Genomic DNA, 23778 nt, shown 5'->3' with positions numbered 1-23778 from the left:
GGTGGGTGCGTGGGCGGGATCACAGGGCGGGGTGGTCGTGAGCCGGAATGCGGGAGGCGTCCCAGCCGGTTGAACCGTTCGCAGGAACTGAATGCATATGCACATACCAATGGTTACGTCGTGAGGAGCCCCACGTGAGCGTCACCCCGCCCACTTCCACCCGCGCTGCCGAGATCCTCTCCCGGCCGGTCACGATCAACGGCCTCACGGTCCCGAACCGCATCGCGATGGCGCCGATGACGCGCATGTTCTCCCCGGGCGGCGTCCCCGGCGACGACGTCGTGTCGTACTACGCCCGTCGCGCCGCCGCCGGCGTCGGCCTCATCGTCACCGAGGGTACGTACGTCGGGCACGACTCCGCCGGCCAGAGCGACCGGGTGCCCCGGTTCCACGGCGAGGAGCAGCTCGCGGGGTGGGCGAAGGTCGCCGAGGCCGTGCGCGCGGCGGGCGGCACGATCGTGCCCCAGCTGTGGCACATCGGGATGGTGCGCAAGGACGGCGAGCCGCCCTACGCGGACGCGCCCGCCGTCGGTCCCTCCGGCATCCGCGTCGACGGCGACGACGTCACCGGCAAGGCCATGACCCAGCGCGACCTGGACGACGTCATCGGGGCGTTCGCACAGGCCGCGGCCGCCGCCGAGCGCATCGGCTTCCACGGCGTGGAGATCCACGGCGCCCACGGCTACCTCGTCGACCAGTTCCTGTGGGAGCACACCAACCGCCGCACCGACGCCTACGGCGGCGACCCGGTGGCCCGTACGAAGTTCGCCGCCGAGATCGTGGCCGCCGTGCGGGAGACCGTCTCGCCCGAGTTCCCGATCATCTTCCGCTACTCGCAGTGGAAGCAGGAGGCCTACGACGCGCGCCTCGCCGAGACCCCGGAGGAGCTGGAGGCCATCCTGACCCCGCTCGCCGCGGCCGGTGTCGATGCCTTCCACGCCTCCACCCGCCGCTACTGGCTGCCGGAGTTCGAGGACTCCGACCTCAACCTCGCGGGCTGGACCAAGAAGCTCACCGGCAAGACCGCCATCACCGTCGGCTCGGTCGGTCTCGACGGCGACTTCATCAAGGGGTTCCAGGGCGAGGGCTCGCCGGTCAAGGGCATCGACGACCTCCTCGACAGCCTGGAGCGCGACGAGTTCGACATGGTGGCCGTGGGGCGCGCCCTGCTCCAGGACCCGCAGTGGGCGGCGAAGGTCCTCGCCGGCCGCTTCGCCGACCTGGCTCCCTACGACGCGTCGGCGCTGCGCACGCTGAGCTGAGCTGAGCTGTGTCCGGGGTGCGTCCCGGCTGAGTCCGGGGTGAGCCCTCGCGGGGCCCGGGGTGGAATGCTGTCCGCCTCGGGCCCCGTTCATGTCATACGACTTCGCGAGGCGGCTGTCACTCACACGAGGGGTGACGGCCGCTTCCGGCACTTCCCCCGACCGCCGGTCGTTCCATGAACAGCCGGCCGATGACAGCGGATCACCGCAGACGACAGCTGATCACAGCCGACGGCAGTCCATGACAGTCGAAGCCAGTCAAAGTCAGTCGATGACAGGAGTGTTGGATGACGATCGCCGAGTCCCAGCTCGTCGTGCGCACCGCCGCGGGAGCCGTGCGCGGGCGCCGTGAGGACGGCCTGACGGTGTTCCGCGGCATCCCGTTCGCCGCGCCTCCGGTCGGCGAGGCCCGGTTCCAGGCCCCACGCCCGCCGCAGCCGTGGGACGGCGTGCGGGACGCGCACGCCTTCGGGCCGCCGCCCCCGCAGGAGGCGGTGTTCCAGGGGCTCGCGGCAACCCGTGAGGAGCCCACGGGCGACGACTGGCTGACGGTGAACGTCTGGACGCCGGAGACGGGCGGGCTCGGGACGGACCCGGCGGAGGCCGCCCGGCCGGTGATGGTGTGGATCTACGGCGGCGCCTACAAGCTCGGGCATTCCGGCAGCCCGGGATACGACGCCCAGCACATAGCCCGCGCCGGCGACCTCGTGGTGGTCACCTTCAACTACCGCGTCGGCATAGAGGGGTTCGCGCGGCTGGACGGCGCTCCCGCCAACCGGGGGCTGCTGGACCAGATCGCGGCGCTGGAGTGGGTGCGGGACAACATCGCGGGGTTCGGCGGGGACCCCGGCCGGGTGACCGTGTTCGGCGAGTCGGCGGGCGCCGGTTCGGTGGCCGCGCTGCTCGCCGCACCGGGCGCGCGCGGGCTGTTCGGGCGGGCGATCGCCCAGAGCGTGCCCGGCACGTTCTTCTCCGACGAACTGGCCCGCGACCTGGCGGCGGCCATCGCGGCCGAGGCCGGGCTGCGCCCCACGGCCGCCGACCTGTCCGCGGTGGACCCGCGTCGGCTGACGGAGGCCGGGGCCGCGGTGGGCGCGAAGATGGGGCAGCGGGTGGACCGCTGGGGGCAGGTCGCGCCCACGGCCACGCCTTTCTCGCCGGTCGTCGACGGCGAGGTCCTGCCCGCCACCCCCTGGCAGGCGCTGGCGGCGGGCGCCGGGCGGGACGTGGAACTGGTCGTCGGGCACAACGCGCAGGAGTACCGCCTGTTCGTCGCCATGACGGGCCGCCTGGGCAAGGTGACGGAGGAACAGGCGGCCGCCGCGCTGCGGACGTTCGCCCCGGACGGCGGCGAGGCCGCTTACCGCGCGGCCTACCCGGAGGCGGGAGCCGAGGAGTTGTACGAGCGGGTGCAGTCGGACTGGCTGTTCCAGATACCGTCCCTGCGGCTGGGCGAGGCGCAGATCGCGGGCGGTGGCCGGGTCCATCTCTACGAGCTGACCTGGCCGGCGCCGGGCATGGGCGGCGGGCTCGGCGCGTGCCACGCCCTGGACGTGCCCCTGCTGTTCGGCACTTACGAGGCGGACCTGGGGGCGCTGCTGTTCGCGGGGGTGGAGGTGCCGGCGGAGGCCAAGGAGCTGACGGCCCGCTTCCAGGCCGCGTGGACGTCCTTCGCCCGGACCGGCGACCCGGGCTGGCCGGCGTACGACGGGCAGCGGCGGCTGACGCAGGTGCTGGACGTGCGGCCGGAGGTGCGGGCGTATCCGGAGGAGACGTCGCGGCGGCTGTGGGAGGGCTACGACTTCCCGGCGCTGCCGCTGGTGGGACGGTGACCGGGACGGAGAAACAGGACGAAGGGACGGGGCAAAGGAACGGGACGACGGGACGGGACGACGGGACGGGACGGGACGGAGAAGGGACTACAGGTTGCCGAGAGGTTCGATGTCGGTGCGGACCGGGGTGCCCCAGATCCGCAGCACCTCGTAGTCGGTGAACTCGTGCACCAGCCGGTAGGCCATCGCGGGGCGGGAGCCGCGGCGCAGGGCGGCGAGGTAGAGCTCGGCCTCGCGGCGGTCCCGGCGGGGGGTGCCGCACAGCTGCCACTCCTGTCCGTTCCACAGCTCCGGGAGCCAGCGCTGCTGGGGCTGGGGGCGGTCGGCGCGGGTGCCGTAGCGGGAAGGGGTGGGGGCGGCCGGGCTCGATGAGTGCGGGGCGGGGCCGTTGAACTCGGCGCGGCGGGCCGCGCGGCGGCGGGTCTCGCAGAGCAGGCAGAGGTCGGGGGCGGCCTGGTCGACCGGGCCGCCGGGGTGCTCGGCGCACCGGGTGGCGGGCGCGGCGGCGGTGACGCTTTCGTCCAGCAGCTCCAGGGCGCGCCGCAGGTCCGCCTTGACCTCGTGGAGCTTGGCGTCCGGGGTGTCCGCGGCGAGGGCATCGCCGTGCTCACCGAGGAGGCGGAGGGCGCGGCCCAGGTGGGTGAGCTGGGCGTGGTTCATGGCGGGCGGCTCCGGTTTCTGCTGCTGGCCGAGGTTGCGTCGCGCGGGCGGCGCGGGGCGGTGGTTCTCGAAACCACGGTCGCACATGTCCGGGGCGGAGCGGGGTCAGGCCGGTGGGCGCGGGCGGTCGGGGACGCCGAAGAGGTAGGTCGCGGTGAAGCCGACGGCGTAGCCCGTCAGCAGGCCGCCCGAGTAGATGGCGAGCAGGGAGCCCCAGCCGCGGTTCCCGGCCAGCAGGGGGAACAGGGCCCAGCCGGACGGACCGATGGCCGTCGCGCCGACGCGGTCGCCGAGCATCGCGAAGAAGCCGACGAACGCGCCGCCGGCCGCCCCGCCCGCGCAGGCGGTGAGGAACGGGCGCCCCAGAGGAAGGGAGACGCCGTAGATCAGGGGCTCGCCGACGCCCAGCAGACCCGCCGGGAGCGCCGAGCGGATCGTCGTACGCAGGGAGGTGTCATGACGCAGACGGACGTAGACGGCGAGGCAGGCGCCGACCTGGCCCGCGCCGGCCATCGCCAGGACGGGCAGCAGCACGGTGTAGCCCTGCTGCTCGATGAGGGTGGCGTGGATGGGGATGAGGGCCTGGTGCAGGCCCAGCATCACCAGCGGCAGGAACAGTCCGCCGAGGACGAGGCCGGCGAAGGGGCCCGTCGTCGTGAGCAGCCAGTTCGCGGCCGTGCCGATGGCGGTGGACACCGCGCCGGCCGCCCACATCAGGCCGTAGAGGGTGGCGAGGCCCGCGACGAGGACGGTGAGGGTGGGGGTGAGGAGCACGTCCAGGGCGTCGGGGACCCGGCCCCGGCACCACTTCTCGACACGGGTCGCCAGCAGGGCGGCGGCCAGCGCGCCGAGGACGCCGCCCTGGCCGGGGGAGAGCGTCACCCCGAACACGGTGAGCTTCGCGACGCCCGGATACACCACGATCGCGGCGACCGCGCCGCCGAGGACCGGCGTGCCGCCGAACTCCTTGGCGGTGTTGAGGCCGACGAAGACCGCGATCAGCGCCATGAAGCCGGAGGCGACGGCGGACAGCGCGGGCGTCAGCCACGGCAGCAGGCCGGCGTTCACCAGCAGCCCGTTGACTCCCGCGACGACGCCGCAGCCGATGAGGGCGGGGATGAGGGGGACGAAGACGTTCGCGAGGCGGCGCAGTGCCGACTTGAGGGGCGTGGCGTTGCGCCGCCGCCGCTCCTCCCGCAACAGGTCCCCGCGCGCGGCGAGTTCACCGGCGAGTTCGCCGCGCGCCGCACCGGGGGGTTCGCCGTCGGTGGGTGCGGCGAGCAGTGCTTCGAGGGCGGAGGTCACCCGCGTCACCGCGCCCGGGCCCAGCACCACCTGGTACGAGCCGGCGTCCACGACGAGCCCGAGGACGCCGGGCAGGGACCGCAGCGCCTCCTCGTCCACCCGGGACGGGTCGGCCAGGCCCAGCCGCAGCCGGGTCATGCAGTGGGCGACGGAGACGACGTTGGCCGGGCCGCCCACGAGGGGCAGGACGGCGGCGGCGGTGACGGTGGGGTCGATGCGCACTCCCCGAGGGTGCGGCTCAACGCCCCGCGGCGGCGAGCGCGGCGCGCAGACGGCCGTCGGACTCCTCCAGAAGGCGGGCGGCCGACGGTCCGTCGACCCCGGCGAGCAGGGCCAGGATCGCGTGCTTCACCTCGCCGCCGGTGGCTGTGAGGGCGGCCTCGATCTCCTCGTCGGCGGCACCCGTGGCGAGGGCGACGATCCGCCGGGAGCGGGCGCGCAGCTTCTCGTTGGAGGCGCGCACGTCGACCATGAGGTTCCCGTAGGTCTTGCCGAGCCGGATCATCGTGATCGTCGAGAGCATGTTCAGCACCAGCTTCTGGGCGGTGCCCGCCTTCAGCCGGGTGGAGCCGGTGAGGAGTTCCGGTCCGACGACGACCTCGATGCCGTGCTCGGCGGCGGCGGCCAGCGCGCTGCCCGGGTTGCAGGCCAGCCCGACGGTCAGGGCGCCCCGGGAGCGGGCGTACTCGACGGCGGCGAGGGCGTAGGGGGTGCGTCCGGAGGCGGAGATGCCGACCACGGTGTCCTCGGGGGTGAGGGCGAGGCCGGCGAGGTCCGCCTCGGCCAGCTCGCGGGAGTCCTCGGCGCCCTCGACGGAGCGAATCATCGCCTCCGGGCCGCCGGCGATCAGTCCGACCACCTGGCCAGGGGCGGTGGCGAAGGTGGGCGGGCACTCGGAGGCGTCGAGCACACCGAGCCGTCCGGCGGTGCCGGCGCCGGCGTGGATGAGCCGTCCGCCGCGCGCCATCCGCTCGGCGACGGCGTCGACGGCGGCGGCGATCTCGGGCAGCCGCGCGGCGACCGCGGCGGGGACGGTGGCGTCCTCGCCGTTCATCAGGCGGGCGATGTCGAGGGTGGGGAGCCGGTCGATCTCGGCCAGCTCGGGCCGGAAGGCCTCGGTGGTGAGGGAGTCGAGCTGCGAGCGCAGTTCGTCGTGACGGGCACGAGGGCCGGGAGGAGGGGAGGAGGTGGTCATGGGGAGGGCTCTTTCCGGTGCGGGGTCGATGCGGCCGGCTGGGGCGTGCGGCGGTCAGGGCGTGCGGTCCGCCGCGGGGGCGCGACCGGTGGGGCGGGCCCGGGCCGGCCGGGGGCGAACACCCCTACGGTTTACCGGTGCCGGCCGGCCGACGCCTCGCACGACGCGGCCAGGGCGGGCGCCGGGCTGCCGCGGGTGCGCCGGGCAGGTGAGCACATGGTCCCCGTACCGGGGTCGAAAAGCACTTCCGGTTCGAGGTCGGGGGAGGGAGTTGCGCACAATGGGGGCATGGATCCCTCCTCCGGCAACCCCGTCGACCCCCTGGAACAGGCGCTGCACGCGGCCCGCGCCCTGGTGCTCGCCGATCTGGCCGCGGGCGACGTCGCCGCGGCGGACGTCGTCTCGATGGTCGAGGACTCCGTGGTGCAGCGGCGCTGGTGGGTCGAGCAGTGGCCGGAGGGCGTGGCGTTCGTCGCCGGGCTGGTCGCGCAGGACGTGCAGGACGCGCTGCTGGAGCGGTACGGGCGCTGGCCGTTGTGCCCGGTGTGCGGCTCGGGCGACCCGCACGCGCTCGACGTGGAGCCCGAACTCGGTCCGGACCCGCACTGGGTGTGCCACAAGGCGGGGGTGCGGGTCGCGGCGGTGGGCACGCTGGGCCGGGCGGTCGGCGGGCCGCAGGCCTCGTGAGGTCCCGGTGACGGTCTACATCGACCCGCCGAGCTGGCCCGGTCACGGCCGGCTGTGGTCCCATCTGGTCAGCGACCTCTCCTTCGACGAACTGCACGCATTCGCCGAGGGGTTGGGTGTGCCGCGGCGCGCCTTCGAACGGGACCACTACGACCTCCCGTCGCACCGCTACGCGGACGCGGTCGCGGCCGGCGCGGTCGAGGTCAGCAGCCGCGAGGTGGTCCGTCTGCTGACGGCGGCCGGCCTGCGCAGACCCAAGGGCCGGCCGGCCTGACGGGGCGGGGTGCGAAAGCAGCGCCCGCCCGCACGTCTCACCCCCGGCTGCGGACGTACAGCAGCAGCTCGTCGCCGTTCAGCCGTGTGCGGGTGAACCCGGCCCGGTGCAGCACGTTCTGGGACGCGGTGTTCGTCTCCTCGACCGTCGCGCACACGCAGCCCACGTCGTCCCGGGCCAGCGTCCAGGCGGTGAGGACGTCGACCGCCTCGGTGGCGTAGCCGTGCCCACGGGCGGCCTCGACGAGGTCGTAGCCGATCTCGACGCGGCCCTCGTCGTCGGGGGGTCCGTGGAAGGCGATGCTGCCGACGGCGCGGCCGTCACCGCGCCGCACGAGCGCGAACATCCCGAACTCGGGCCGGTACACCCCGGCGGCGTGCGCCTGGGTCAGCATCCCGGAGACGTCCCGGGTGCCCTCGAAGGGCGCGCCCCCGAGCCAGGCGAACCCGCCGTCGCCGCCCGCCCGGAGACCGGCGGCGGCGTCCGGTGCCACACCTTCGAGAGTGAGGCGCGGCGTGGGGATGCGCAGCGTGCCGCCGTGAGGGGACGCCACGACCGTCTCGGCGGGCGCTCCCGGCAGCGGCGGCTGTTCGCTCATCGAGCGCGGTCCTTCCGGTAGGGGGACGCGCCCGACGCTACTCCGAGGTAGGTCACAGCGTCAGCAGTTCGAGTTCCGCGCGGAGATTGTGGCGCGCCGTCGGCTCCCAGTGCTCCACGCCGTGCGGGGTGTGGAACAGGCGTGGCAGGTCGAGGAGTTGGCGCAGGATCGCCGCGCGGCCCTCGCGGAAGGCGTCGTTCGGGACGAAGTGGTACTCCTCGCGGACCGCGGCCGTGTACGCGGCGTACGCGGACGGCGGCGCGGCCAGGATCGCGAGGTCGGCGTCGCAGAGCACCTGGCCGTCGGGGTCGTCGTCGGCCGGGGCGTGGGTGACGGTGAGCCGGACCAGGCGGGCCACCTCGGCGGTCTTCGCGTCCGGCAGACCGGCCTCGGGGAGCGCGCGCTCGGCGAGACGGGCCGAGCGTTCCTCGTTCTCCGAGCGCTCGGGCAGGTAGACGGCGTCGTGGAACCAGGCGGCGAGGCGGACGACGTCCGGGTCGCCGGCGTGCTCGGCGAGGGCGTCGACGTGGTCGAGGACGGCGGTGAGGTGCGTGAGCGTGTGGTAGCGGCGCTGCGGCTCCCGCCAGCGGGCGAGGAGGGCGTCGGCGTAGGGGAGGGGGTCCGGGCCGGGGGCGGGGCCGCGGGCGCTTCGGAGGGCGTGGGCGAAGCGGGCGCGCAGGGCGTCGAGGCCGCCTCCGGCGGCCGGGGCTTCGCGGTCGTCGGCCGATGGGGTCATGGACGTCATTCTTACGCGCCACGCGACGTGGCCGACGACGGCGCCGCCGACGCCCGCGTCCCGGGCGGGCGGCGTACCCTTGAATTGGACTAGACCTATAGCCGACCCGGACCTGTGCGCGACCCGAACCTGCACCCGACCCGAACCTGCACCCGACCCGGGCCTGCACCCGACCCGGGCCTGTAGCCACCCGTGAACGCCGACGAATGGGGACCCATGAGCAAGCGTGCGGTTCTGGAGGTGATCGCACTCGACGCCGAGGACGCGGTCGCCGCCCAGGCCGGAGGCGCGGACCGCCTCGAACTGGTCGCCGACATGGCGGCCGACGGGCTCACCCCGCCCGTGCGGACCTTCGCGGCGATCCGCGCCGCCGTCGACATCGACCTGCGCGTGATGCTGCGCCTGACCGACGGCTTCGCCGCCGGCGGCCCCGAGGGCCTCGCCCGGCTGGTCCGGGTCGCCGGGGAGCTGGCGGCGGCCGGCGCGCGGGAGTTCGTGCTCGGCTTCCTCGACGAGGAGGGCGCGGTGGACCTGCCGGCGGTGGAGAGCGTCGTCGCGGAGCTGGCCGGCTGCCGGTGGACCTTCCACCGCGCCATCGACCACGCCGCCGACCGCGACGCCCTGCGCAAGCAGCTGGACGGCCTGCCCGGCCTGGACGCCTACCTCACGGCCGGCTCCCCGGCAGGCGTCGACGAGGGCCTGCCCACCCTCCTCGCGGAGGCCTCCCGCGGCGGCGAGCCGGGCTACGGGCAGCGCCTCCTCGTCGGCGGAGGCCTGCGCCTCGACCACGTGCCCACCCTGCGCGCCGCCGGCGTCGACGCCTTCCACATCGGAGGAGCGGCCCGGCCCGGAGGCTGGACCGAGCCGGTGTCGACGTCGGCGGTGGCGCGGTGGCGCGGCGCACTGGACGCGGACCGGAAACCGGACAGGCCCTAGCCGAGCTGGGACGGCAGTGGGGTCCTGTGGGTGATGATCAGGCCGGAGACGGCTCGGGTCAGGGACACGTACAGGCGGCGCAGGCCCGTTCGTTCGTCGGGTTCGCCGTCCACCACCGCCTGCGGCTCGTCCAGGACCACGTAGTCGTACTCCAGGCCCTTGGCGAGGGACGCGGGGACCAGCGTCAGACGGGTCTCGTGGGTGGTCTCCTCGCCGGGGGCGAGGTGGCCGATGCCCGCCGCGCCGAGCGCCTCGGCCAGGGCCGGGATGCGGGCGTCCGCCGCGATCAGTCCCGTCGATCCCTCGTGGCGCAGCAACTCCTCGCACGCGGCGACCACTTCACCGTCCCCCGAGGTCTGGCGGACGGCGAAGAAGCCCGGGTTCTCACGGACCGAGGCGACCGGGGTCAGGCCCGGCGCGATGTGCGGGAGGAGCCGGGAGGCGTAACCGATGACGTCCGTCGGGACGCGGAAGCCGGCCGTCAACTCCTCGATGACCGCATCGGGTTTGCCGAGATGGGCGAGGGCTTCCGGCCAACTTCTCGTCGCCCACGGCGTGGTGCCCTGCGCGAGGTCGCCCAGCACGGTCGCGCTGCCGGTGGAGCAGCGGCGGCCGACGGCCCGGTACTGCATGGGGGAGAGGTCCTGCGCCTCGTCCAGCACCACGTGGCCCAGCGAGTGCGTGCGCTCGACGAGGTCGCACGCCTCGTCGACCAGCACCGCGTCCGCCGCCGACCACTTCGCCGACTTCACCGAGCGGGCCGGCTTCGCCCACAGGATCGTCTTCTGCTCCTCCTCGGTGAGGACGCCCTCGGCGTGGGCGGCGAGGAACTCCGCGTCGGTCAGCAGCCGCAGGACCAGCTTCGCCGGGTCGACCGGCGGCCACACCGCCTTCACGGCCGCCTTGACGGCGCTGTTGCGGGCCACGGCGTCCTGCACCCGGTCGTCCGGCGCTTCCCCGGCCCGCTCCATCTGGACCAGCACCGCGTGCGCGACGCGCTGCGGCAGGGCTTCGCGGGCGGCGCCGTAGCGGATGTCCCGCTCCAGCAACTCCCGCACGATCGAATCCAGTTCGTACGCCGGGATCCGCCAGCGGCGGGAGCCGCGCACCACGACGACGGGCTCGGCCGGCATCGTGATGTGGGAGTACAGGGCCCGGCGGAGCACCTGCGCCATACGGGCGTCGCCCTTGACGACGGCCGCCGCCGCCTCGTCCTCGCCGCGCACCTCCACATGCGCGACCAGGTCCTCGACCGTGGCCTGCCGGACCGTCAACTCGCCCAGTGCGGGCAGCACTTGCTCGATGTAGTGGAGGAAGGACCGGTTCGGCCCGATCACCAGCGTGCCGGTGCGGGCCAGCCGCTCGCGGTGGGCGTAGAGGAGGTAGGCGACGCGGTGCAGACCGACGGCGGTCTTCCCCGTCCCCGGCCCGCCCTGCACGCAGACGCTGCCCGAGAGCCCCGACCGTACGATCTCGTCCTGCTCGGGCTGGATCGTCGCCACGATGTCGCGCATCGGGCCGACGCGCGGGCGCTCGATCTCCTGCTGGAGCAGCTTGCTGACGACCGCCGCCTCGGCCGGGTCGGAGAGGTGCTCGTCCTCGTACGCGGTGAGGGCGCCGCCCGTGTAGCCGAAGCGGCGGCGCAGCCCGACGTCCATGGGATCGTTCTTGGAGGCCCGGTAGAACGGCTGCGAGACGGGCGCGCGCCAGTCGATGACCATGGGGTCGCCGTCGTGGTCGTGGACGTGCCGCCGCCCGATGTAGAAGGACTCCCCTTCGGCCCCCTCCGCCTTCTCGGCCCCCGGAGCGTGCAGGTAGTCGAGGCGGCCGAAGAACAGCGGGATGTCGCTGAGGTCGGCCAGCGCCTTGATGCGCTCGCCGATCTGGCGCTCCAGGATCTGCGCGTTGACCCAGTTCGCGGTGACGTCGCTGATGTCGAGGGCCTCGACGTCCTCGCGCATGGCCCGCAGCGCGGCACGCGAGGCGCCGAGGTGGGCGCGCTCACGGCCCAGCGGGTCGTCGACGGCGTCGGGGGAGTCCTGCGGGGGTGCGGCGGGCGTGGACAAGGGGGTGCCTCCGGAGGGACCTGCGGGAAGGGCGCTGCGGGAACCGCGCCGGACGGCCGGCGCTGCGGGATGCCGTCCGGTTTCCGGCCGGACGACGGCACTCCGTGAGGGAGGCGGGCAAGAGCGGAGAGTGTAGGTGAGGGGCACCGGGCGACGCCAATGGATTTACGCCCCCGTTGACGGCCCCTGCCCCCGCGCACGGCCGACGCGGACGCCCCGTCGCCGAGACGTCCCGGGGGCCCGGGGAGACGGGCGACGCCTGTGATCCCGTCGTCCGTGTCCGCCTCGGCGCGGCCCCGGACCGCAGCCGATGCATCACCGGGGAAGCGGCTCGCATGATGGAGACATGAGTGCAGCGACCGTTCACCCAGCCCGCCTCCCGGCCGGCGCCACTCCCGTCGCGGGCGCCCACCGTCACCTCCTCGGCGACGCCCTGCGCGCGGTGAAGGTCTTCGCCGGCGCCGCCTTCGACGTGATCATCCTCGGTGAGTACGGGGAGGAGGCGGGCGTCCGCCGCAGGTGAGACGCCCGTCAGCCGAACCCGTGGGAAGCCCCCGGCGTCAGCTGTCCGCCAGCAGCTCGTCCGCGTCCACGATCCGGTACGCGTAGCCCTGTTCCGCCAGGAACCGCTGACGGTGGGCGGCGAAGTCCTGGTCGATGGTGTCCCGGGCGACGACCGAGTAGAAGTGGGCCTGGTGGCCGTCCGCCTTCGGGCGCAGGACCCGGCCCAGCCGCTGAGCCTCCTCCTGCCGTGACCCGAAGGTCCCCGACACCTGGATGGCGACCGTCGCCTCCGGCAGGTCGATCGAGAAGTTCGCGACCTTCGACACCACCAGCACGCTGATCTCGCCCTCCCGGAACGCGTCGAAGAGTTTCTCCCGCTGCGCGTTGGAGGTCTCGCCCTTGATCACGGGCGCGTCCAGATGCTCGCCCAGCTCGTCCAGCTGGTCGATGTACTGCCCGATGACGAGGATCTGCTGCCCGGCGAAGCGCCGCACCAGAGCCTCGGTCACCTTCCGCTTCGTCGCCGTCGTCGCGCAGAAGCGGTACTTCTCCTCCGTCTCGGCGGTCGCGTACGCGAGCCGTTCGGAGTCGGTCAGGTTCACCCGGACCTCGACGCAGTCCGCCGGCGCGATGTAGCCCTGCGCCTCGATCTCCTTCCACGGCGCGTCGAACCGCTTCGGCCCGATGAGGGAGAACACGTCCGACTCACGGCCGTCCTCCCGCACCAGCGTCGCGGTCAGGCCCAGCCGCCGCCGCGCCTGGAGGTCGGCGGTGAACTTGAAGACGGGGGCCGGCAGCAGATGCACCTCGTCGTAGACGATCAGGCCCCAGTCCCGGGAGTCGAACAGCTCCAGGTGCGGGTAGACGCCCTTGCGTCTCGTCGTCAGCACCTGGTAAGTGGCGATGGTGACGGGCCGGACCTCCTTCTTCGTGCCGCTGTACTCGCCGATCTCGTCCTCGGTCAGCGAGGTCCGCTTCACCAGCTCGTGCTTCCACTGCCGGGCCGAGACCGTGTTCGTGACGAGGATCAGCGTGGTCGACTTCGCCTGCGCCATCGCCCCCGCGCCGACCAGCGTCTTGCCCGCGCCGCAGGGCAGGACCACCACACCGCTCCCACCGTGCCAGAAGTTCTCCACGGCCTGCTTCTGGTACGGCCGCAGCGCCCAGCCGTCCTCGGCGAGCCCGATCGGATGCGCCTCACCGTCCACGTACCCGGCGAGGTCCTCGGCCGGCCAGCCCAGCTTCAGCAGCGTCTGCTTGATCTGGCCGCGCTCGGAGGGGTGCACGACCACGGTGTCCGGGTCGAGGCGGGCGCCGACGAGCGGCGTGATCCGCTTCGAGCGCAGGATCTCCTCCAGCACCGGCCGGTCGGTGGTGGTCAGCACCAGCCCGTGCGCCGGGTGCTTGCTGAGCGTCAGCCGGCCGTAGCGGTCCATCGTCTCCGCGACGTCCACGAGCAGCGCGTGCGGCACCGGGTAGCGGCTGTACTGCACGAGCGCGTCCACCACCTGCTCGGCGTCGTGCCCGGCCGCCCGCGCGTTCCACAGGCCGAGCGGGGTGACCCGGTAGGTGTGGATGTGCTCGGGCGCCCGCTCCAGCTCCGCGAACGGAGCGATGGCGCGACGGCACTCGTCGGCCTGCTCGTGGTCGACCTCGAGCAGCAGAGTCTTGTCCGACTGGACGATCAGCGGTCCGTTCACGTACGCATCCCTTCCGCACGGCCAAACCTCCAGTGTGCCGCACCGCGCGTCCGAGTGGCGGGCCGCTTCCCCGGAACGGCCGGACAACCCTGTGCCCCCCTCGGACGTCTGACCAGGGGACGACCAGAGGTTGCGGCCGCGCGGGGCGTGGCCGTGGTGAGGGAGGTCTGGGTATGACGGTGCTGTCGGCCCGTGGCTGGGCGACCGGCGCGGGAGCCGTGGTGGTGCTGGTGGCCAGCGGCGTGTGGGCGATGCGGCCGGCCGAGGTCGACGACGGGCTGTGGGGCCGGGTACGGCCGGTCCTGGAGGACGGGCTGGAGGCGCGCGGGGCCGACGAGGGCGAGCCGGCGTCTCAGGCGCGCTGGTTCTGCCGGGCGGAGGCGCTCGGACTGGAGGAGTACGGGGACGCCGTGCGGGCCGACGTCGACACGCTGTGCGTGGAGTACGGGGTGCGCGAGGACGCCCTCGTGGAGTGCGCCGGCGCGCAGGTCCCGCAGGTGGTGCGGCTGGAGCGGGACGCGTCGGCCGCCGGCGGCTACCGGATCGTGTCCCGGGAGGAGCCGCCCGAGGGGGCGGGCGTCGCGCAGTGGGTGCGGGCCCGCTTCGGCGTCGTCGCCGCGTCCGCCGTCCAGGACCCGATGTCCTCCGACGCCCTGGCGGCCGAGGCCCGCGCCCACTTCGACCTGCCGGCCGACGCGGGCGTCGGGGACTGCTGAGGCCGACGGCCGCCTGAGGGCGTCCCCGGCCCGGTCAGTCGTCGGCCAGCTCCGCGACGCCCGTGATCCGGTGCAGCGGGTAGGTGCGGACCTCGTCCGCCGTGTGGTCGTACGCCGTCACGAAGCCGCCCTCCACCCGCACCGGGGCGATGACGCGCTGGCTGGCGGCGCCCTCCGCGTTGACGTAGCCGATCCACAGGGCCTCGCCGGTGAGGACGGCGGCCTGCACGGTGGCGAGGGTCTCGGCGGGTCCGGTGCGGGGCAGTTCGCCGGGGGCCAGAGGGGCGGCGTCGGGAGCCTTGCGCGGGGCCGTGGAAGCCAGGTCGCCGGCCCGGATCGCGCGGATCGCGGCGGCGAGAAGGGTGGCGTCGGGGACCGGCGGGCCGTCCGGGACGGGCACGGGAGGCGTGCGGGGCGGGGTGCGGTGGGCGAGGGCCCGGGTGATCACCACGTCCCCTTCCGCGGACTCGGCGGCCGGCGCGTACCCCATCGCGCGCAGCCCCTCCAGCAGTGTCGCGGGGTCGGCCTGGGCGGCGATCACGGTCGGCGCGAGCCGGCGCAACCGCAGGGCCGCGGCACGCTTGTCGGCGAGGATCTCGTTCAGCAGGGCGTCGTCGTCGCAGCGGACGTAGGCGGAGGCCGCGCCCACGCGCAGATGGCCGTGCCGGCGTGCCACGTCGTCGATCAGGTACGCGAGCGGCTGCGGGACCGGCGTGCGGGAGTGCGCGGTGAGGAAGGCGTGCAGGTCGGACGCGGTCTGCCCGGAGTCCAGGGCGCGCCGCACGGAGGCGGGCGTGAAGCGGTAGACGGTCGCGCCGCCCTTCGACTCCACGTCGGCGAGCACGCCGAGGGTGTCGGCGAGCGGGCGGTGCAGGGGGCCCGGCGCCACGGCGGTCAGATCGGCCTGGAGCAGCACGTGGTCCAGCGGCTCGGGCAGCAGCGGGGCGAGCAGCCGGGCGGCGTCGGCGGCCGCGGCCTCCGCGTCGGCAGCGGCAGGGGCAACCGCCTTGTCGAGTACGGCGGTGGTGGGGTTCCGGGCCGCTGCGGAACCCACAGCAGTGCCGCCCGCCGCGGCCTCCGGTTCCACGTCAGCGCCGAGCAGCGCCCGCCCGTGCGCCGACAGCGCGCCCCGGCCGGTCACGCCCAGCAGCTCCGCCTCGCTCAGCGTCCAGCGGGCGAGCCGTGAGCGCAGGTCGTCGTCCTCGGCCCGCGGCGGATGCGCCTGCCCCTGGGCCGGCTGCGGGACGCCCTGGGTGCGCAACGGCCGCTCCCAGCGCAGCCGGGCCAGCACCGTCTCCGCGTCCGGCGCGCCGCCCTCGGGCAGCCGGGCCAGCAGCGTCAGCACCCGGCGCCGTACCTCCGGCGCGGCCGAACGGTCGAGCCCGGGGCCCAGCGCCGACAGCGCACGGTCCTTCAGGTCCCGCCCGCCCACGACCCCGGCCGTCCGGGTCGCCGACAGCCACACCTGGGCGAGCCGCGCCCACCGCTCGGCCGCCGGACGCTCCCGCCACTCGTCGTACTCCGGGGTCGCCGCGTACCGCTCGTCGGCCTCGGCGTCGGAGGCGATCAGCCCCGCCGCGTACGCCAGTTCCACCCAGAACGCGGCGACGGGCTCGGGGACGTCCAGGGCGACAGCCGTGCGCTTGAGGTCGCGCACGCTCAGCCCGCCCGCCCGCAGCACGGTCGGCCCGCCCTCGTCCCAGTCCTTCAGCAGTTCCTCGACCGTCGTCAGCGCCGTGTACGCCTGCCCGGCCGCCGTCGCGTCCACAACCTGTGGGCGGTGGACCACGGCCGGTTCCACGGCGGGCGGCACCGGCTCCACCGCGCGGTGGGCCCGGCCCTCCCGCAGGTGCAGGGCGACCTCGCGCGGCAGCACGACCGTGCCGGGCGAGGTCGGCAGCAGCAGAGCCCGGTCCAGCAGCCAGCGCAGCCTGGGCGCGGGGTCCGCCGTCACCTGCCCGTACGGCGGCCCCCACACCAGCCGGTCGAGCACGTCGAGGGAGTCGGCCGGGGCCTTGGCCAGCAGCGCCTTCATCCTGCGCCGGTCGGAGAAGAGGGAGCTCAGCGCGGCCACCGCCGACACGGAGTCGTGCGTCGACGGCAGCCCGGCCGCCGTCACGATCTCCTGGATCCGGCCCGGCGACATCCCCGCCGTGGCCTCCCGCACGGAGGGGCCGAGCCCCGTGGGGGACGGGTGCTGCGGCGACGGCGAGAGCAGCTCCCGCGCGGTGCGGACCAGCCGGAGCCGGTCGTCGGCGCCCCACACCAGCGCCTGCTCCCGCAGGGCGGCGACCGCGCCGGGCAGCGCCTCGACGACGGCCCGGTCCGGCTTGTCCCCCGCCATCAGTCCCAGCAGTTCGTCGTACGCCGCCGGGTCCCCGGCCACCGCGAGCGCCTCCGCGGTCTGCAGGGCGAACCGGTCCAGCCGCTCCAGCGCGCGCACGACGGAGGCGCGGGTGCCGGCACGGGTGGCGAGCTGGGTGAGGTCGGTGGGGACCGGGGTGATGAGGTCGGGGCGGTGGCGCAGGAGGGCGGCCAGGGAGGCGTCGTCCCTGCCGCGGAGTGCCTCCGCGAGGGAGCGGGGGGCCGGGGCGTCCTCAGGGCTCATCTGACCCACGTTAGCGGGTGGGTGCGACGGCGACCCCGGAGAGCATCGCTCAGCCCGTCCGGCGGCCGAGGACACGGCTGTTCAGGCCGATGCGGGGGGTCTGAAGGGCGGCACCGCGCCGGCACGGTACCGTGACCAAAGGGGACGACAACGGCCAACCCCCCGGAGGGACTTCGTGGGGATCGAGAGCGACCAGGTCGTGTACGAGTTCCTGAGCCGCGTCGGTGACGTGGCCCAGCAGCGGCAGTTGTCGTCGGCCACGCGGATGCGGCTCGTGTCGGACCTGCGGAACGAGATCGACAAACGGCGCGCCAGGTCGCCCGTGGACTCTCCCGCCGCCGTCCGCCGTATCCTCGACCGGCTCGGCAGCCCGGACGACCTGGTGGCCGCCGCGGCCGGCGGCTCCCCTCACGTGCCCGAGGAGGCCGCCGCTCCCTCCGTGCCCGCGCAGCGCGACCGCGAGGACGAGAGCGGGGGCGAGCGGCCCGGGCGGTTCCGCCGGGTCGTGCCGCGCCCCCGGCAGAAGCCGGACGCCGCGCCCGCCGCTCCCGACGTCCCGTCCCCGCCGCACCGCGCCGGCGCGCACGAACTCGGCGACGGCGTCGAGTCCCCGGACTGGTGGCGGCGGCGCGAGCCGAGTCCCTTCGACCTGGGCGACGAGGTCCCCGGCTTCGTCGGCGGCGTCGAGATCCCCGACATGCTCAAGCCGCCGCCCCCCAAGCGGACGGAGAAGGAACAGGCCCCCGAGGAGCCCGAGAGGCAAGAGGAGGCGGAAGCCGCCCCGGCGGGACGTCGGCGCCGGCTGGCCCCCCTGCTGCGGGGCGGCCGCTGGAGCAACCCGCTCCTGCTGCTCGCCGCCGGCTGCCTCGTCGCCGGCGCGGTGGCCGGGAGCTGGCTCGCGCTGATCGTGGGCTGGCTGATCGCCTACGCCTCACGCCGGCTGACCGAGCGGGAGACGAAGTGGGCCGTCATGGTCCTGCCGGGGCTGGCGGTGGCGTCCGGCGTGGTGTGGCTGTGGGGCCGTACGGAGGGCCGCTGGGGCGCGCCCGTCGCCGAGGGCCACCTGAACGACGCCATCCACGAGACCTTCCCGTGGGTCGTGCGGGGGGCGGCGGTGGCGTCGGCCCTGTTCCTGGTGTGGCGGTCGCAGCGGCGGAAGTAAGGCACGTGCGGGCGGGGGCGGCGGGGGCGGCGGGGGCGCCGGGCCCGCCGGCCAGCACAATGGCCTCCATGGCCACCACCCCCACGCTCACGGTCGGCTTCGACCTCGACATGACCCTCATCGACTCGCGCCCCGGAATCCACGCCTGCTACACCGCCCTCTCCGAGCGCACCGGCCGCCCCGTGGACGCCGACCTCGTCGTCACCCGTCTCGGCCCGCCGCTCGCCGACGAACTGGTCAACTGGTTCCCGGCCGACGAGGTCGACGCCGTCGGGGACCTGTACCGCGAGATCTACCCGACCGTGGCCATCGCCCCCACCCTCGCGCTGCCCGGCGCGCGGGAGGCGATCGCGGCGGTGCGCGCCGCCGGAGGGAAGGCGGTCGTCGTCACCGCCAAGTACGAGCCCAACGCCGAGCTGCACCTCGCCCACCTGGGCATCGAGCCCGACGCGCTCGTCGGCGACCTGTGGGCCGAGGGGAAGGCGGCGGCCCTGCGCGAGCACGGCGCGGACGTGTACGTCGGCGACCATGTCGGGGACGTGCGTGGGGCGCGGGCCGCCGGGGCCCTCTCCGTCGCCGTGGCCACCGGCCCGTGCGACGTGCGGGAGCTGACGGACGCCGGCGCGGACGTCGTCCTCGGGGACCTCACGGAGTTCCCCGCCTGGCTGGCCGCCTACCGCCCCGCGCGCGCCTGACGCCGCCCCGCCGCGACCGACCGCAGCACGCCCGCGCCGGCCAGCAGGAAGCCGACGCCCATGAGCATGCTCAGCCCGAACATGAACGTCGGGAAGGGCGTCGTCCCGAGGAACAGCGGGGCCACGGTGACCAGGGTGGCCACGGCGCCGGCGAAGAACACGAGCGCCCCGGCCCGGATCAGCCGGTCGCCGGGTGCGGGGGCCTCACCACGAGCACCGGAAGCGCCGGAAAGACCGGGAGTGCCGGAAGTGTCCGATGCGCCGGAAGCGCCGGGAGCGTCTGAAGTCGTCTGGGTCTCGTCACGCACCGCTCCAGGGTAGTCCCGCCCCGCCCGGGACCGTCCGGCACGAGGGTCACCGCTTCGGCGGAACGTGATCGTCCCGGCGGTTTCCCGACCCCCTTGGCGCACTGTGCTTCGGCTCGTTTTAAGGCGTGCCCGCCTGGAGAGACCCCCGGTAGGGTGTCATGACGGCAGTTCAACCGGCGTCCAGGAGCGCCCGGGACCGATCGAGGGAGCGTGTGCTTTGCCGACTGGCAAGGTCAAGTGGTTCAACAGCGAGAAGGGCTTCGGCTTCCTCTCCCGCGACGACGGCGGCGACGTCTTCGTCCATTCCTCGGTCCTCCCCGCCGGAGTCGAGGCACTGAAGCCGGGGCAGCGCGTGGAGTTCGGCGTCGTCGCCGGGCAGCGCGGTGACCAGGCCCTCTCCGTCGTCGTCCTGGACCCGACCCCCTCGGTCGCCGCCGCGACCCGCAAGAAGCCGGACGAACTGGCCTCGATCGTCCAGGATCTGACGACCCTCCTGGAGAACATCACGCCGATGCTGGAGAAGGGCCGCTACCCCGAGAAGGCCTCCGGCAAGAAGATCGCCGGCCTGCTCCGCGCGGTCGCCGACCAGCTGGACGTCTGAACCGCCGGGGCTCAGGGGAAAGCGAGCGCGTCCGGGCCGAGGGGCGGCACCAGTCCCTCGGCCGCCGCGCGCGTCAGCAGCCCGCGCACCGCCGCGTAGCCGTCGTCGCCCAGGTCGGCCGTGAACTCGTTGACGTACAGGCCGATGTGCTGGTCGGCGACGGCCGGGTCCATCTCCTGGGCGTGCGCCATGACGTACGGGCGGGAGACATCCGGCGCGTCCCACGCGGCTCGCACGGATGTGCGGATCGAGTCGGCGAGCCGGGTCAGGGCGGCCGCTCCCAGCGCGCGCTTGGCGATGATCGCGCCGAGCGGGATGGGCAGGCCCGTCGTGTCCTCCCAGTGCTCGCCCATGTCGGCGAGCTTGTGCAGCCCGTAGTTCCGGTAGGTGAAGCGGGCCTCGTGGATGACCAGTCCCGCGTCCACCTTGCCGTCCCGTACGGCCGGCATGATCTCGTGGAACGGCATGACGACGATCTCGCCGACCCCACCGGGCACCTGGTCCGCCGCCCACAGCCGGAACAGCAGGTAGGCCGTCGACTTCTCGCTCGGCACGGCGACCGTGCGGCCGGCCAGGCCGAGCCCCGGCTCCCGGGTGAGCACCAGCGGCCCGCAGCCCCGGCCCAGCGCGCCCCCGCACGGCAGCAGCGTGTAGGCGCCGAGGACGTACGGCAGCACGGCGTACGACACCTTCAGCACGTCGTGCTCGCCGCGCTCGGCCATGCCGTTGGTGACGTCGATGTCCGCGAACGTCACGTCGAGCGCGGGCGCGCCGGGCACCCTGCCGTGGGCGAGGGCGTCGAAGACGAAGGTGTCGTTCGGGCAGGGCGAGTACGCGATCCGCAGCGGGTCACCGGTCGTGGTCATACGCGTTCCAACTCCTGAGGACGGGCGTGAGCTTCCCGAAGGCCCCGGTCAGGGCGGTCAGGGCGTCGCCGATGCGCCAGGCGGCCCGGTCGCGGGGGCCGACCGGGTTGGAGACCGCGCGGATCTCCAGCACCGGCGTGCCGTGCGCGGCGGCGGCCTCGGCGACCCCGAAGCCCTCCATGGCCTCGGCGAGGGCGCGGGGATGGCGGGAGCGCAGGGCGGCGGCGCGGGCGGCGGTGCCGGTCACGGTGGACACCGTGAGGACCGTGCCGGTGCGCGCCCCGGCGGCGGCCGCGGCCTGCCGCACGAGGGCGGCGGGCGGCCGGTGGGTGACGGCGCCGAAGCCCAGGTCGGTGACCGGCAGAAAGCCGTCGGCGGTCTCGGCGCCGAGGTCGGCGGCGGTGATCTCGTCGGCGACGACGAGGGAGCCGACGGGCGCGCCGCTCTCGTCCTGCCCGGCCGTGGCTCCCGCGGAGGGCGTGAAGCCGCCGGCGATCCCGGCGGAGACGACGAGGCCGTAGGGGGCGTCGCCCAGGGCTGCGGCGGTCAGGGCGCTCGAAGTGGAGGCGGCGGCGAGGGCGGGGCCCACGCCGGCGGCCAGCAGGTCGACCGTCAACGGCCCCGACGTCGTCCTCAGCAGGCTCGCCCCGGGCAGCCGCACCTCGCGCCCCGGCCCGTCGAACGCCCGTGCCACCGCGTCCCGCTCCACGGGGACCGCGGTGGCCACCAGCACGCGCCGAGCGACGGAAGCGATCAGTCGTCCTTCTTCAGCTTGAACGACCACAGCCCGGTGACCGCCTGGCTCTCCTTCTTGCCGTCCCCCGCCTTGATGGAGACGAGCGTGGAGTCGCCCTGCGCGCCGTACTGGGCGTTGAAGAAGACGCTGCCGGGGATCGTGCGGTACGTCTTGTCGCTGTCCTCGACGAGCGGCTGACCGTTCATCAGGATCGTCCAGCGCTTCTCGGCGACGTCCGGGTCGACGCCGAAGCGCACCGTCTCGTCCGGGTCGACCTTGATCGACTTGATGTCCGTGTCCTTCAGGCACGCCGTGAGCGCCTCGGTGGTCAGCGTCTTGCCCTCACCGCCGCAGGTGGCCTCCTCGCTGACCGAGGACTGGCCGACGGTGATCGTGGACAGCGGGGTCGGCTTGTCGCAGGCCGACAGGACGAGCAGTCCGGCACAAACGGCGCCGGCGGCGGCGACGGCGCGGCGGCGTCGCACAACGCCGTGAACATCAGCGGCTCCGCCGCGGGGCATCGTGGTCATGGCGGAAGGCTATCTGGCAGGCCCCGAGGTCTCTCTACGTGGGGTACGGCGTGCCCGCGTGTCAGGGGCGTGTGGGGTGCGGCGTGTCAGGGTCGTTCACGCCACGCGCGCGCGTGGGCCGGCGCCGTGGCGGGAGGAGACGAGCAGGCCGCGGGCCGTGGTGACCCAGCCGAGGGCGACCACCGCGGCCGCCACCGACAGGCCCAGCGTGCCGTTCAGCGGCATCGCGATGCCTACCGCGCCGCCGAACACCCACGACATCTGCAGCAGCGTCTCCGAACGCGCGAACGCCGACGTGCGCACCAGCTCCGGCACGTCCCGCTGGATCAGCGCGTCCAGGGACAGCTTCGCCAGCGCCTGCGAGAAGCCCGCCACCGCCGCCAGACACGCCACCAGGAACGCCCCGAAGAACACCGCCGTCGTGATCGCCGCGCCGAGGACGACCGCCACCACCGTCACGATGATCAGCTCCGGCGCCCGGGACCGCAGCCACGCCCCCACCGCCGTCCCGAGCGCGTTGCCCGCGCCCGCCGCGACGGCCACCATGCCGAGCGACACCGCCGCGCTCTGCCCGGTCAGCGGGTGCTCGCGCAGCAGGAACGCCAGGAAGAACGTCAGGAACCCCGACAGCCAGCGCAGCGCGGTGTTCGCCCCCAGCGCGTGCGTGACGGCGATGCCGACGGTCCTCAGGCCCGGCCGCTTCACCGGCTGCCGGTGCGGGCCGTGCAGATGCTGCTCGTCCGCCGCGAGCAGGGCGGTGTCCTCACCCTTCGCCGAGTCCACCTTCGGCGGCAGGGAGAACGACAGGAACGTCCCCACGACGAAGATGACGAACGCGCCGTAGAGCGGATAGCGCGGGCCGAGCGCCTGCAACCCGGCCCCGACCGGCGCGGCGATCCCGGTGGCGAGGAGCCCGCCCAGCGTGACGCGCGAGTTGGCCTTCACCAGGGAGAAGCGCGGCGGCAGCAGACGCGGCACGACGGCGCTTCTGACCACGCCGTACGCCTTCGACGCGACGAGCACGCCGAGGGCGGCCGGGTACATCTCGATGCTGCCGGTGACGACGGCGCCCGACAGCACCAGCGCGAGCAGCGCCCGCGCGCCCATCGCACCGGCCATGGCGGCCCGGCGGCCGTGCGGCACCTTGTCCAGGAGGGGGCCGATCACCGGCGCGAGCACCGTGAACGGCGCCATGGTGATGGCGAGGTAGAGCGCCACGCGGCCGCGGGCCTCGTCGGTCGGCACCGAGAAGAAGACGGTCGACGCGAGCGCGATGGTGATCATGACGTCGCCGGCGCCGTTCACCCCGTGCAGTTCGATCAGCTTGCCGAGGCCGGACTCGCCGGCGCCGTGCGCGTGGGTGGCCTTGCGGATGCCGCGCGCGGTGCCGGTGAACGGCAGGTGCAGGGCACGGCCCACCGCGCGGACGGACCCTCCGACCCGGCCCGAACCGCTCACCCGACTCTCCTCCTCGGACCCCTTGTGCCCCTCGGCCCCGCCCGTCCCGGCGGCGTCATGGGGCGTCCTCGCGGTTGCCACCCCGTCATAGTGCCCCGAGATGGGCGGACGTAGTGCGGATACCGCGCGTATGGGCGTGCGGGGGCCGGGGTGGCGGAGCGGGCCCGCGGGCGTCGTAGGGTGGGAAACGTCCCGTCGGTGTAGGCCGAGCGGCGCTGAACAGGTAGCGTGCGTAGCGCGCCGTGGCGATTGTTCTCGGCCGCGCGCCTCCCGGCCATCCCGCAGAATGGATGACAGCAGGTGCGTCCGAGCGCGATCGGGCGCGGACGTCGACGCGGCCCTC

Annotated in this window: 23 protein-coding genes; 10 read left to right on the top strand and 13 right to left on the bottom strand. The window is 74.5% G+C overall.

What is annotated here, in order from left to right:
- The first annotated feature begins 134 nt into the window (after positions 1-134).
- The gene (locus ACIOC0_RS14860; RefSeq protein WP_402155401.1) at positions 135-1262 is read left to right on the top strand and encodes an NADH:flavin oxidoreductase; all 1128 of its coding nucleotides are present in this window, start codon (positions 135-137) and stop codon (positions 1260-1262) included.
- Between the two features lie 287 nt (positions 1263-1549).
- A complete protein-coding gene (locus tag ACIOC0_RS14855; protein ID WP_402155400.1) occupies positions 1550-3094 on the top strand; it encodes a carboxylesterase/lipase family protein in 1545 nt (514 codons plus the stop codon).
- 87 nt (positions 3095-3181) lie between these two features.
- Here ACIOC0_RS14855 and ACIOC0_RS14850 read toward each other — a convergent pair whose 3' ends face one another.
- The 3 genes from ACIOC0_RS14850 to murQ all read right to left on the bottom strand — a co-directional run bounded on the left by ACIOC0_RS14850 (position 3182) and on the right by murQ (position 6254).
- Positions 3182-3754: a hypothetical protein gene (locus ACIOC0_RS14850; protein ID WP_402155518.1), complete on the bottom strand. Its 573-nt coding sequence runs from the start codon at positions 3752-3754 to the stop codon at positions 3182-3184.
- Between the two features lie 105 nt (positions 3755-3859).
- On the bottom strand, positions 3860-5281 hold the full coding sequence (locus ACIOC0_RS14845) for a PTS transporter subunit EIIC (RefSeq protein WP_402155399.1): 1422 nt from the start codon (positions 5279-5281) through the stop codon (positions 3860-3862).
- Between the two features lie 16 nt (positions 5282-5297).
- Positions 5298-6254, bottom strand: a complete 957-nt coding sequence (gene murQ, locus ACIOC0_RS14840) for an N-acetylmuramic acid 6-phosphate etherase (protein ID WP_402155398.1) — start codon at positions 6252-6254, stop codon at positions 5298-5300.
- A 288-nt stretch (positions 6255-6542) separates the two neighbouring features.
- Between murQ and ACIOC0_RS14835 the strand changes: the two genes are divergently transcribed.
- Both ACIOC0_RS14835 and ACIOC0_RS14830 read left to right on the top strand, forming a co-directional pair.
- A complete protein-coding gene (locus ACIOC0_RS14835; RefSeq protein ID WP_402155397.1) occupies positions 6543-6941 on the top strand; it encodes a hypothetical protein in 399 nt (132 codons plus the stop codon).
- Positions 6942-6948: 7 nt separating this feature from the next.
- Positions 6949-7215 (top strand): DUF4031 domain-containing protein, encoded by a 267-nt coding sequence (locus ACIOC0_RS14830; protein ID WP_351091684.1) that lies wholly within the window; start codon positions 6949-6951, stop codon positions 7213-7215.
- A 37-nt stretch (positions 7216-7252) separates the two neighbouring features.
- Here ACIOC0_RS14830 and ACIOC0_RS14825 read toward each other — a convergent pair whose 3' ends face one another.
- Together ACIOC0_RS14825 and ACIOC0_RS14820 are read right to left on the bottom strand one after the other, a co-directional pair.
- On the bottom strand, positions 7253-7813 hold the full coding sequence (locus ACIOC0_RS14825) for a GNAT family N-acetyltransferase (RefSeq protein ID WP_402155396.1): 561 nt from the start codon (positions 7811-7813) through the stop codon (positions 7253-7255).
- A 52-nt stretch (positions 7814-7865) separates the two neighbouring features.
- On the bottom strand, positions 7866-8549 hold the full coding sequence (locus ACIOC0_RS14820) for an HD domain-containing protein (protein ID WP_402155395.1): 684 nt from the start codon (positions 8547-8549) through the stop codon (positions 7866-7868).
- A gap of 216 nt (positions 8550-8765) precedes the next feature.
- On the opposite strand from ACIOC0_RS14820, the gene ACIOC0_RS14815 reads away from it, so the two are divergent.
- Positions 8766-9485: a copper homeostasis protein CutC gene (locus ACIOC0_RS14815; RefSeq protein WP_402155394.1), complete on the top strand. Its 720-nt coding sequence runs from the start codon at positions 8766-8768 to the stop codon at positions 9483-9485.
- On the opposite strand, the gene ACIOC0_RS14810 is transcribed toward ACIOC0_RS14815, so the two are convergent.
- Positions 9482-11551 carry a HelD family protein gene (locus tag ACIOC0_RS14810; protein ID WP_402155393.1) on the bottom strand — a complete coding sequence of 690 codons (2070 nt, stop codon included), beginning with the start codon at positions 11549-11551 and terminating at the stop codon, positions 9482-9484. The genes ACIOC0_RS14815 and ACIOC0_RS14810 overlap by 4 nt on opposite strands.
- Positions 11552-11897: 346 nt before the next feature.
- Between ACIOC0_RS14810 and ACIOC0_RS14805 the strand changes: the two genes are divergently transcribed.
- Complete coding sequence (locus ACIOC0_RS14805; protein WP_402155392.1) at positions 11898-12074, top strand: hypothetical protein; 177 nt, start codon at positions 11898-11900, stop codon at positions 12072-12074.
- Between the two features lie 37 nt (positions 12075-12111).
- Here ACIOC0_RS14805 and ACIOC0_RS14800 read toward each other — a convergent pair whose 3' ends face one another.
- On the bottom strand, positions 12112-13755 hold the full coding sequence (locus ACIOC0_RS14800; RefSeq protein ID WP_402155391.1) for a DNA repair helicase XPB: 1644 nt from the start codon (positions 13753-13755) through the stop codon (positions 12112-12114).
- A 173-nt stretch (positions 13756-13928) separates the two neighbouring features.
- Here ACIOC0_RS14800 and ACIOC0_RS14795 point away from each other — a divergent pair, with 173 nt between their 5' ends.
- The gene (locus ACIOC0_RS14795; RefSeq protein WP_402155390.1) at positions 13929-14471 is read left to right on the top strand and encodes a hypothetical protein; all 543 of its coding nucleotides are present in this window, start codon (positions 13929-13931) and stop codon (positions 14469-14471) included.
- A gap of 34 nt (positions 14472-14505) precedes the next feature.
- Here the strand turns inward: ACIOC0_RS14795 and ACIOC0_RS14790 are convergent, their stop codons facing one another.
- Positions 14506-17079, bottom strand: a complete 2574-nt coding sequence (locus ACIOC0_RS14790; protein ID WP_402155389.1) for a helicase-associated domain-containing protein — start codon at positions 17077-17079, stop codon at positions 14506-14508.
- A gap of 175 nt (positions 17080-17254) precedes the next feature.
- Between ACIOC0_RS14790 and ACIOC0_RS14785 the strand changes: the two genes are divergently transcribed.
- Both ACIOC0_RS14785 and ACIOC0_RS14780 read left to right on the top strand, forming a co-directional pair.
- Positions 17255-18241, top strand: a complete 987-nt coding sequence (locus tag ACIOC0_RS14785) for a hypothetical protein (RefSeq protein ID WP_402155388.1) — start codon at positions 17255-17257, stop codon at positions 18239-18241.
- Positions 18242-18300: 59 nt separating this feature from the next.
- On the top strand, positions 18301-18936 hold the full coding sequence (locus tag ACIOC0_RS14780) for an HAD family hydrolase (RefSeq protein ID WP_402155387.1): 636 nt from the start codon (positions 18301-18303) through the stop codon (positions 18934-18936).
- Here ACIOC0_RS14780 and ACIOC0_RS14775 read toward each other — a convergent pair.
- Positions 18915-19118: a hypothetical protein gene (locus ACIOC0_RS14775; RefSeq protein ID WP_351091912.1), complete on the bottom strand. Its 204-nt coding sequence runs from the start codon at positions 19116-19118 to the stop codon at positions 18915-18917. The two genes, ACIOC0_RS14780 and ACIOC0_RS14775, sit on opposite strands and share 22 nt — an antisense overlap.
- A 343-nt stretch (positions 19119-19461) precedes the next feature.
- Between ACIOC0_RS14775 and ACIOC0_RS14770 the strand changes: the two genes are divergently transcribed.
- Positions 19462-19845 (top strand): cold-shock protein, encoded by a 384-nt coding sequence (locus tag ACIOC0_RS14770; protein WP_402155386.1) that lies wholly within the window; start codon positions 19462-19464, stop codon positions 19843-19845.
- 11 nt (positions 19846-19856) lie between these two features.
- Here the strand turns inward: ACIOC0_RS14770 and ACIOC0_RS14765 are convergent, their stop codons facing one another.
- From ACIOC0_RS14765 to ACIOC0_RS14750, 4 genes are all read right to left on the bottom strand, one after another.
- A complete protein-coding gene (locus tag ACIOC0_RS14765; protein WP_402155385.1) occupies positions 19857-20711 on the bottom strand; it encodes a 1,4-dihydroxy-6-naphthoate synthase in 855 nt (284 codons plus the stop codon).
- Positions 20695-21444, bottom strand: a complete 750-nt coding sequence (locus tag ACIOC0_RS14760; protein WP_402155384.1) for a futalosine hydrolase — start codon at positions 21442-21444, stop codon at positions 20695-20697. Before ACIOC0_RS14760 ends, ACIOC0_RS14765 begins: the two co-directional genes overlap by 17 nt.
- 20 nt (positions 21445-21464) lie before the next feature.
- Positions 21465-21977 carry a DUF2771 domain-containing protein gene (locus ACIOC0_RS14755; protein WP_351091655.1) on the bottom strand — a complete coding sequence of 171 codons (513 nt, stop codon included), beginning with the start codon at positions 21975-21977 and terminating at the stop codon, positions 21465-21467.
- 96 nt (positions 21978-22073) lie between these two features.
- Positions 22074-23516 (bottom strand): MFS transporter, encoded by a 1443-nt coding sequence (locus ACIOC0_RS14750; RefSeq protein ID WP_402155383.1) that lies wholly within the window; start codon positions 23514-23516, stop codon positions 22074-22076.
- Between the last annotated feature and the right edge of the window lie 262 nt (positions 23517-23778).

Origin of the sequence: Streptomyces sp. NPDC088254, from assembly GCF_044740925.1 — a bacterium.
GTDB lineage: Bacteria > Actinomycetota > Actinomycetes > Streptomycetales > Streptomycetaceae > Streptomyces.
This window is presented reverse-complemented; position numbering and strand designations above follow the sequence as displayed.

Excerpts from the sequence above, each read along its gene's own strand:
- ACIOC0_RS14855 (WP_402155400.1), top strand. The coding sequence starts at position 1,550 with ATGACGATCGCCGAGTCCCAGCTCGTCGTGCGCACCGCCGCGGGAGCC.
- murQ (WP_402155398.1), bottom strand. The coding sequence starts at position 6,254 with ATGACCACCTCCTCCCCTCCTCCCGGCCCTCGTGCCCGTCACGACGAA.
- ACIOC0_RS14755 (WP_351091655.1), bottom strand. The coding sequence starts at position 21,977 with ATGACCACGATGCCCCGCGGCGGAGCCGCTGATGTTCACGGCGTTGTG.
- ACIOC0_RS14825 (WP_402155396.1), bottom strand. The coding sequence starts at position 7,813 with ATGAGCGAACAGCCGCCGCTGCCGGGAGCGCCCGCCGAGACGGTCGTG.
- ACIOC0_RS14780 (WP_402155387.1), top strand. The coding sequence starts at position 18,301 with ATGGCCTCCATGGCCACCACCCCCACGCTCACGGTCGGCTTCGACCTC.
- ACIOC0_RS14850 (WP_402155518.1), bottom strand. The coding sequence starts at position 3,754 with ATGAACCACGCCCAGCTCACCCACCTGGGCCGCGCCCTCCGCCTCCTC.
- ACIOC0_RS14835 (WP_402155397.1), top strand. The coding sequence starts at position 6,543 with ATGGATCCCTCCTCCGGCAACCCCGTCGACCCCCTGGAACAGGCGCTG.
- ACIOC0_RS14765 (WP_402155385.1), bottom strand. The coding sequence starts at position 20,711 with ATGACCACGACCGGTGACCCGCTGCGGATCGCGTACTCGCCCTGCCCG.
- ACIOC0_RS14815 (WP_402155394.1), top strand. The coding sequence starts at position 8,766 with ATGAGCAAGCGTGCGGTTCTGGAGGTGATCGCACTCGACGCCGAGGAC.
- ACIOC0_RS14795 (WP_402155390.1), top strand. The coding sequence starts at position 13,929 with ATGACGGTGCTGTCGGCCCGTGGCTGGGCGACCGGCGCGGGAGCCGTG.
- ACIOC0_RS14820 (WP_402155395.1), bottom strand. The coding sequence starts at position 8,549 with ATGACCCCATCGGCCGACGACCGCGAAGCCCCGGCCGCCGGAGGCGGC.
- ACIOC0_RS14790 (WP_402155389.1), bottom strand. The coding sequence starts at position 17,079 with ATGAGCCCTGAGGACGCCCCGGCCCCCCGCTCCCTCGCGGAGGCACTC.
- ACIOC0_RS14805 (WP_402155392.1), top strand. The coding sequence starts at position 11,898 with ATGAGTGCAGCGACCGTTCACCCAGCCCGCCTCCCGGCCGGCGCCACT.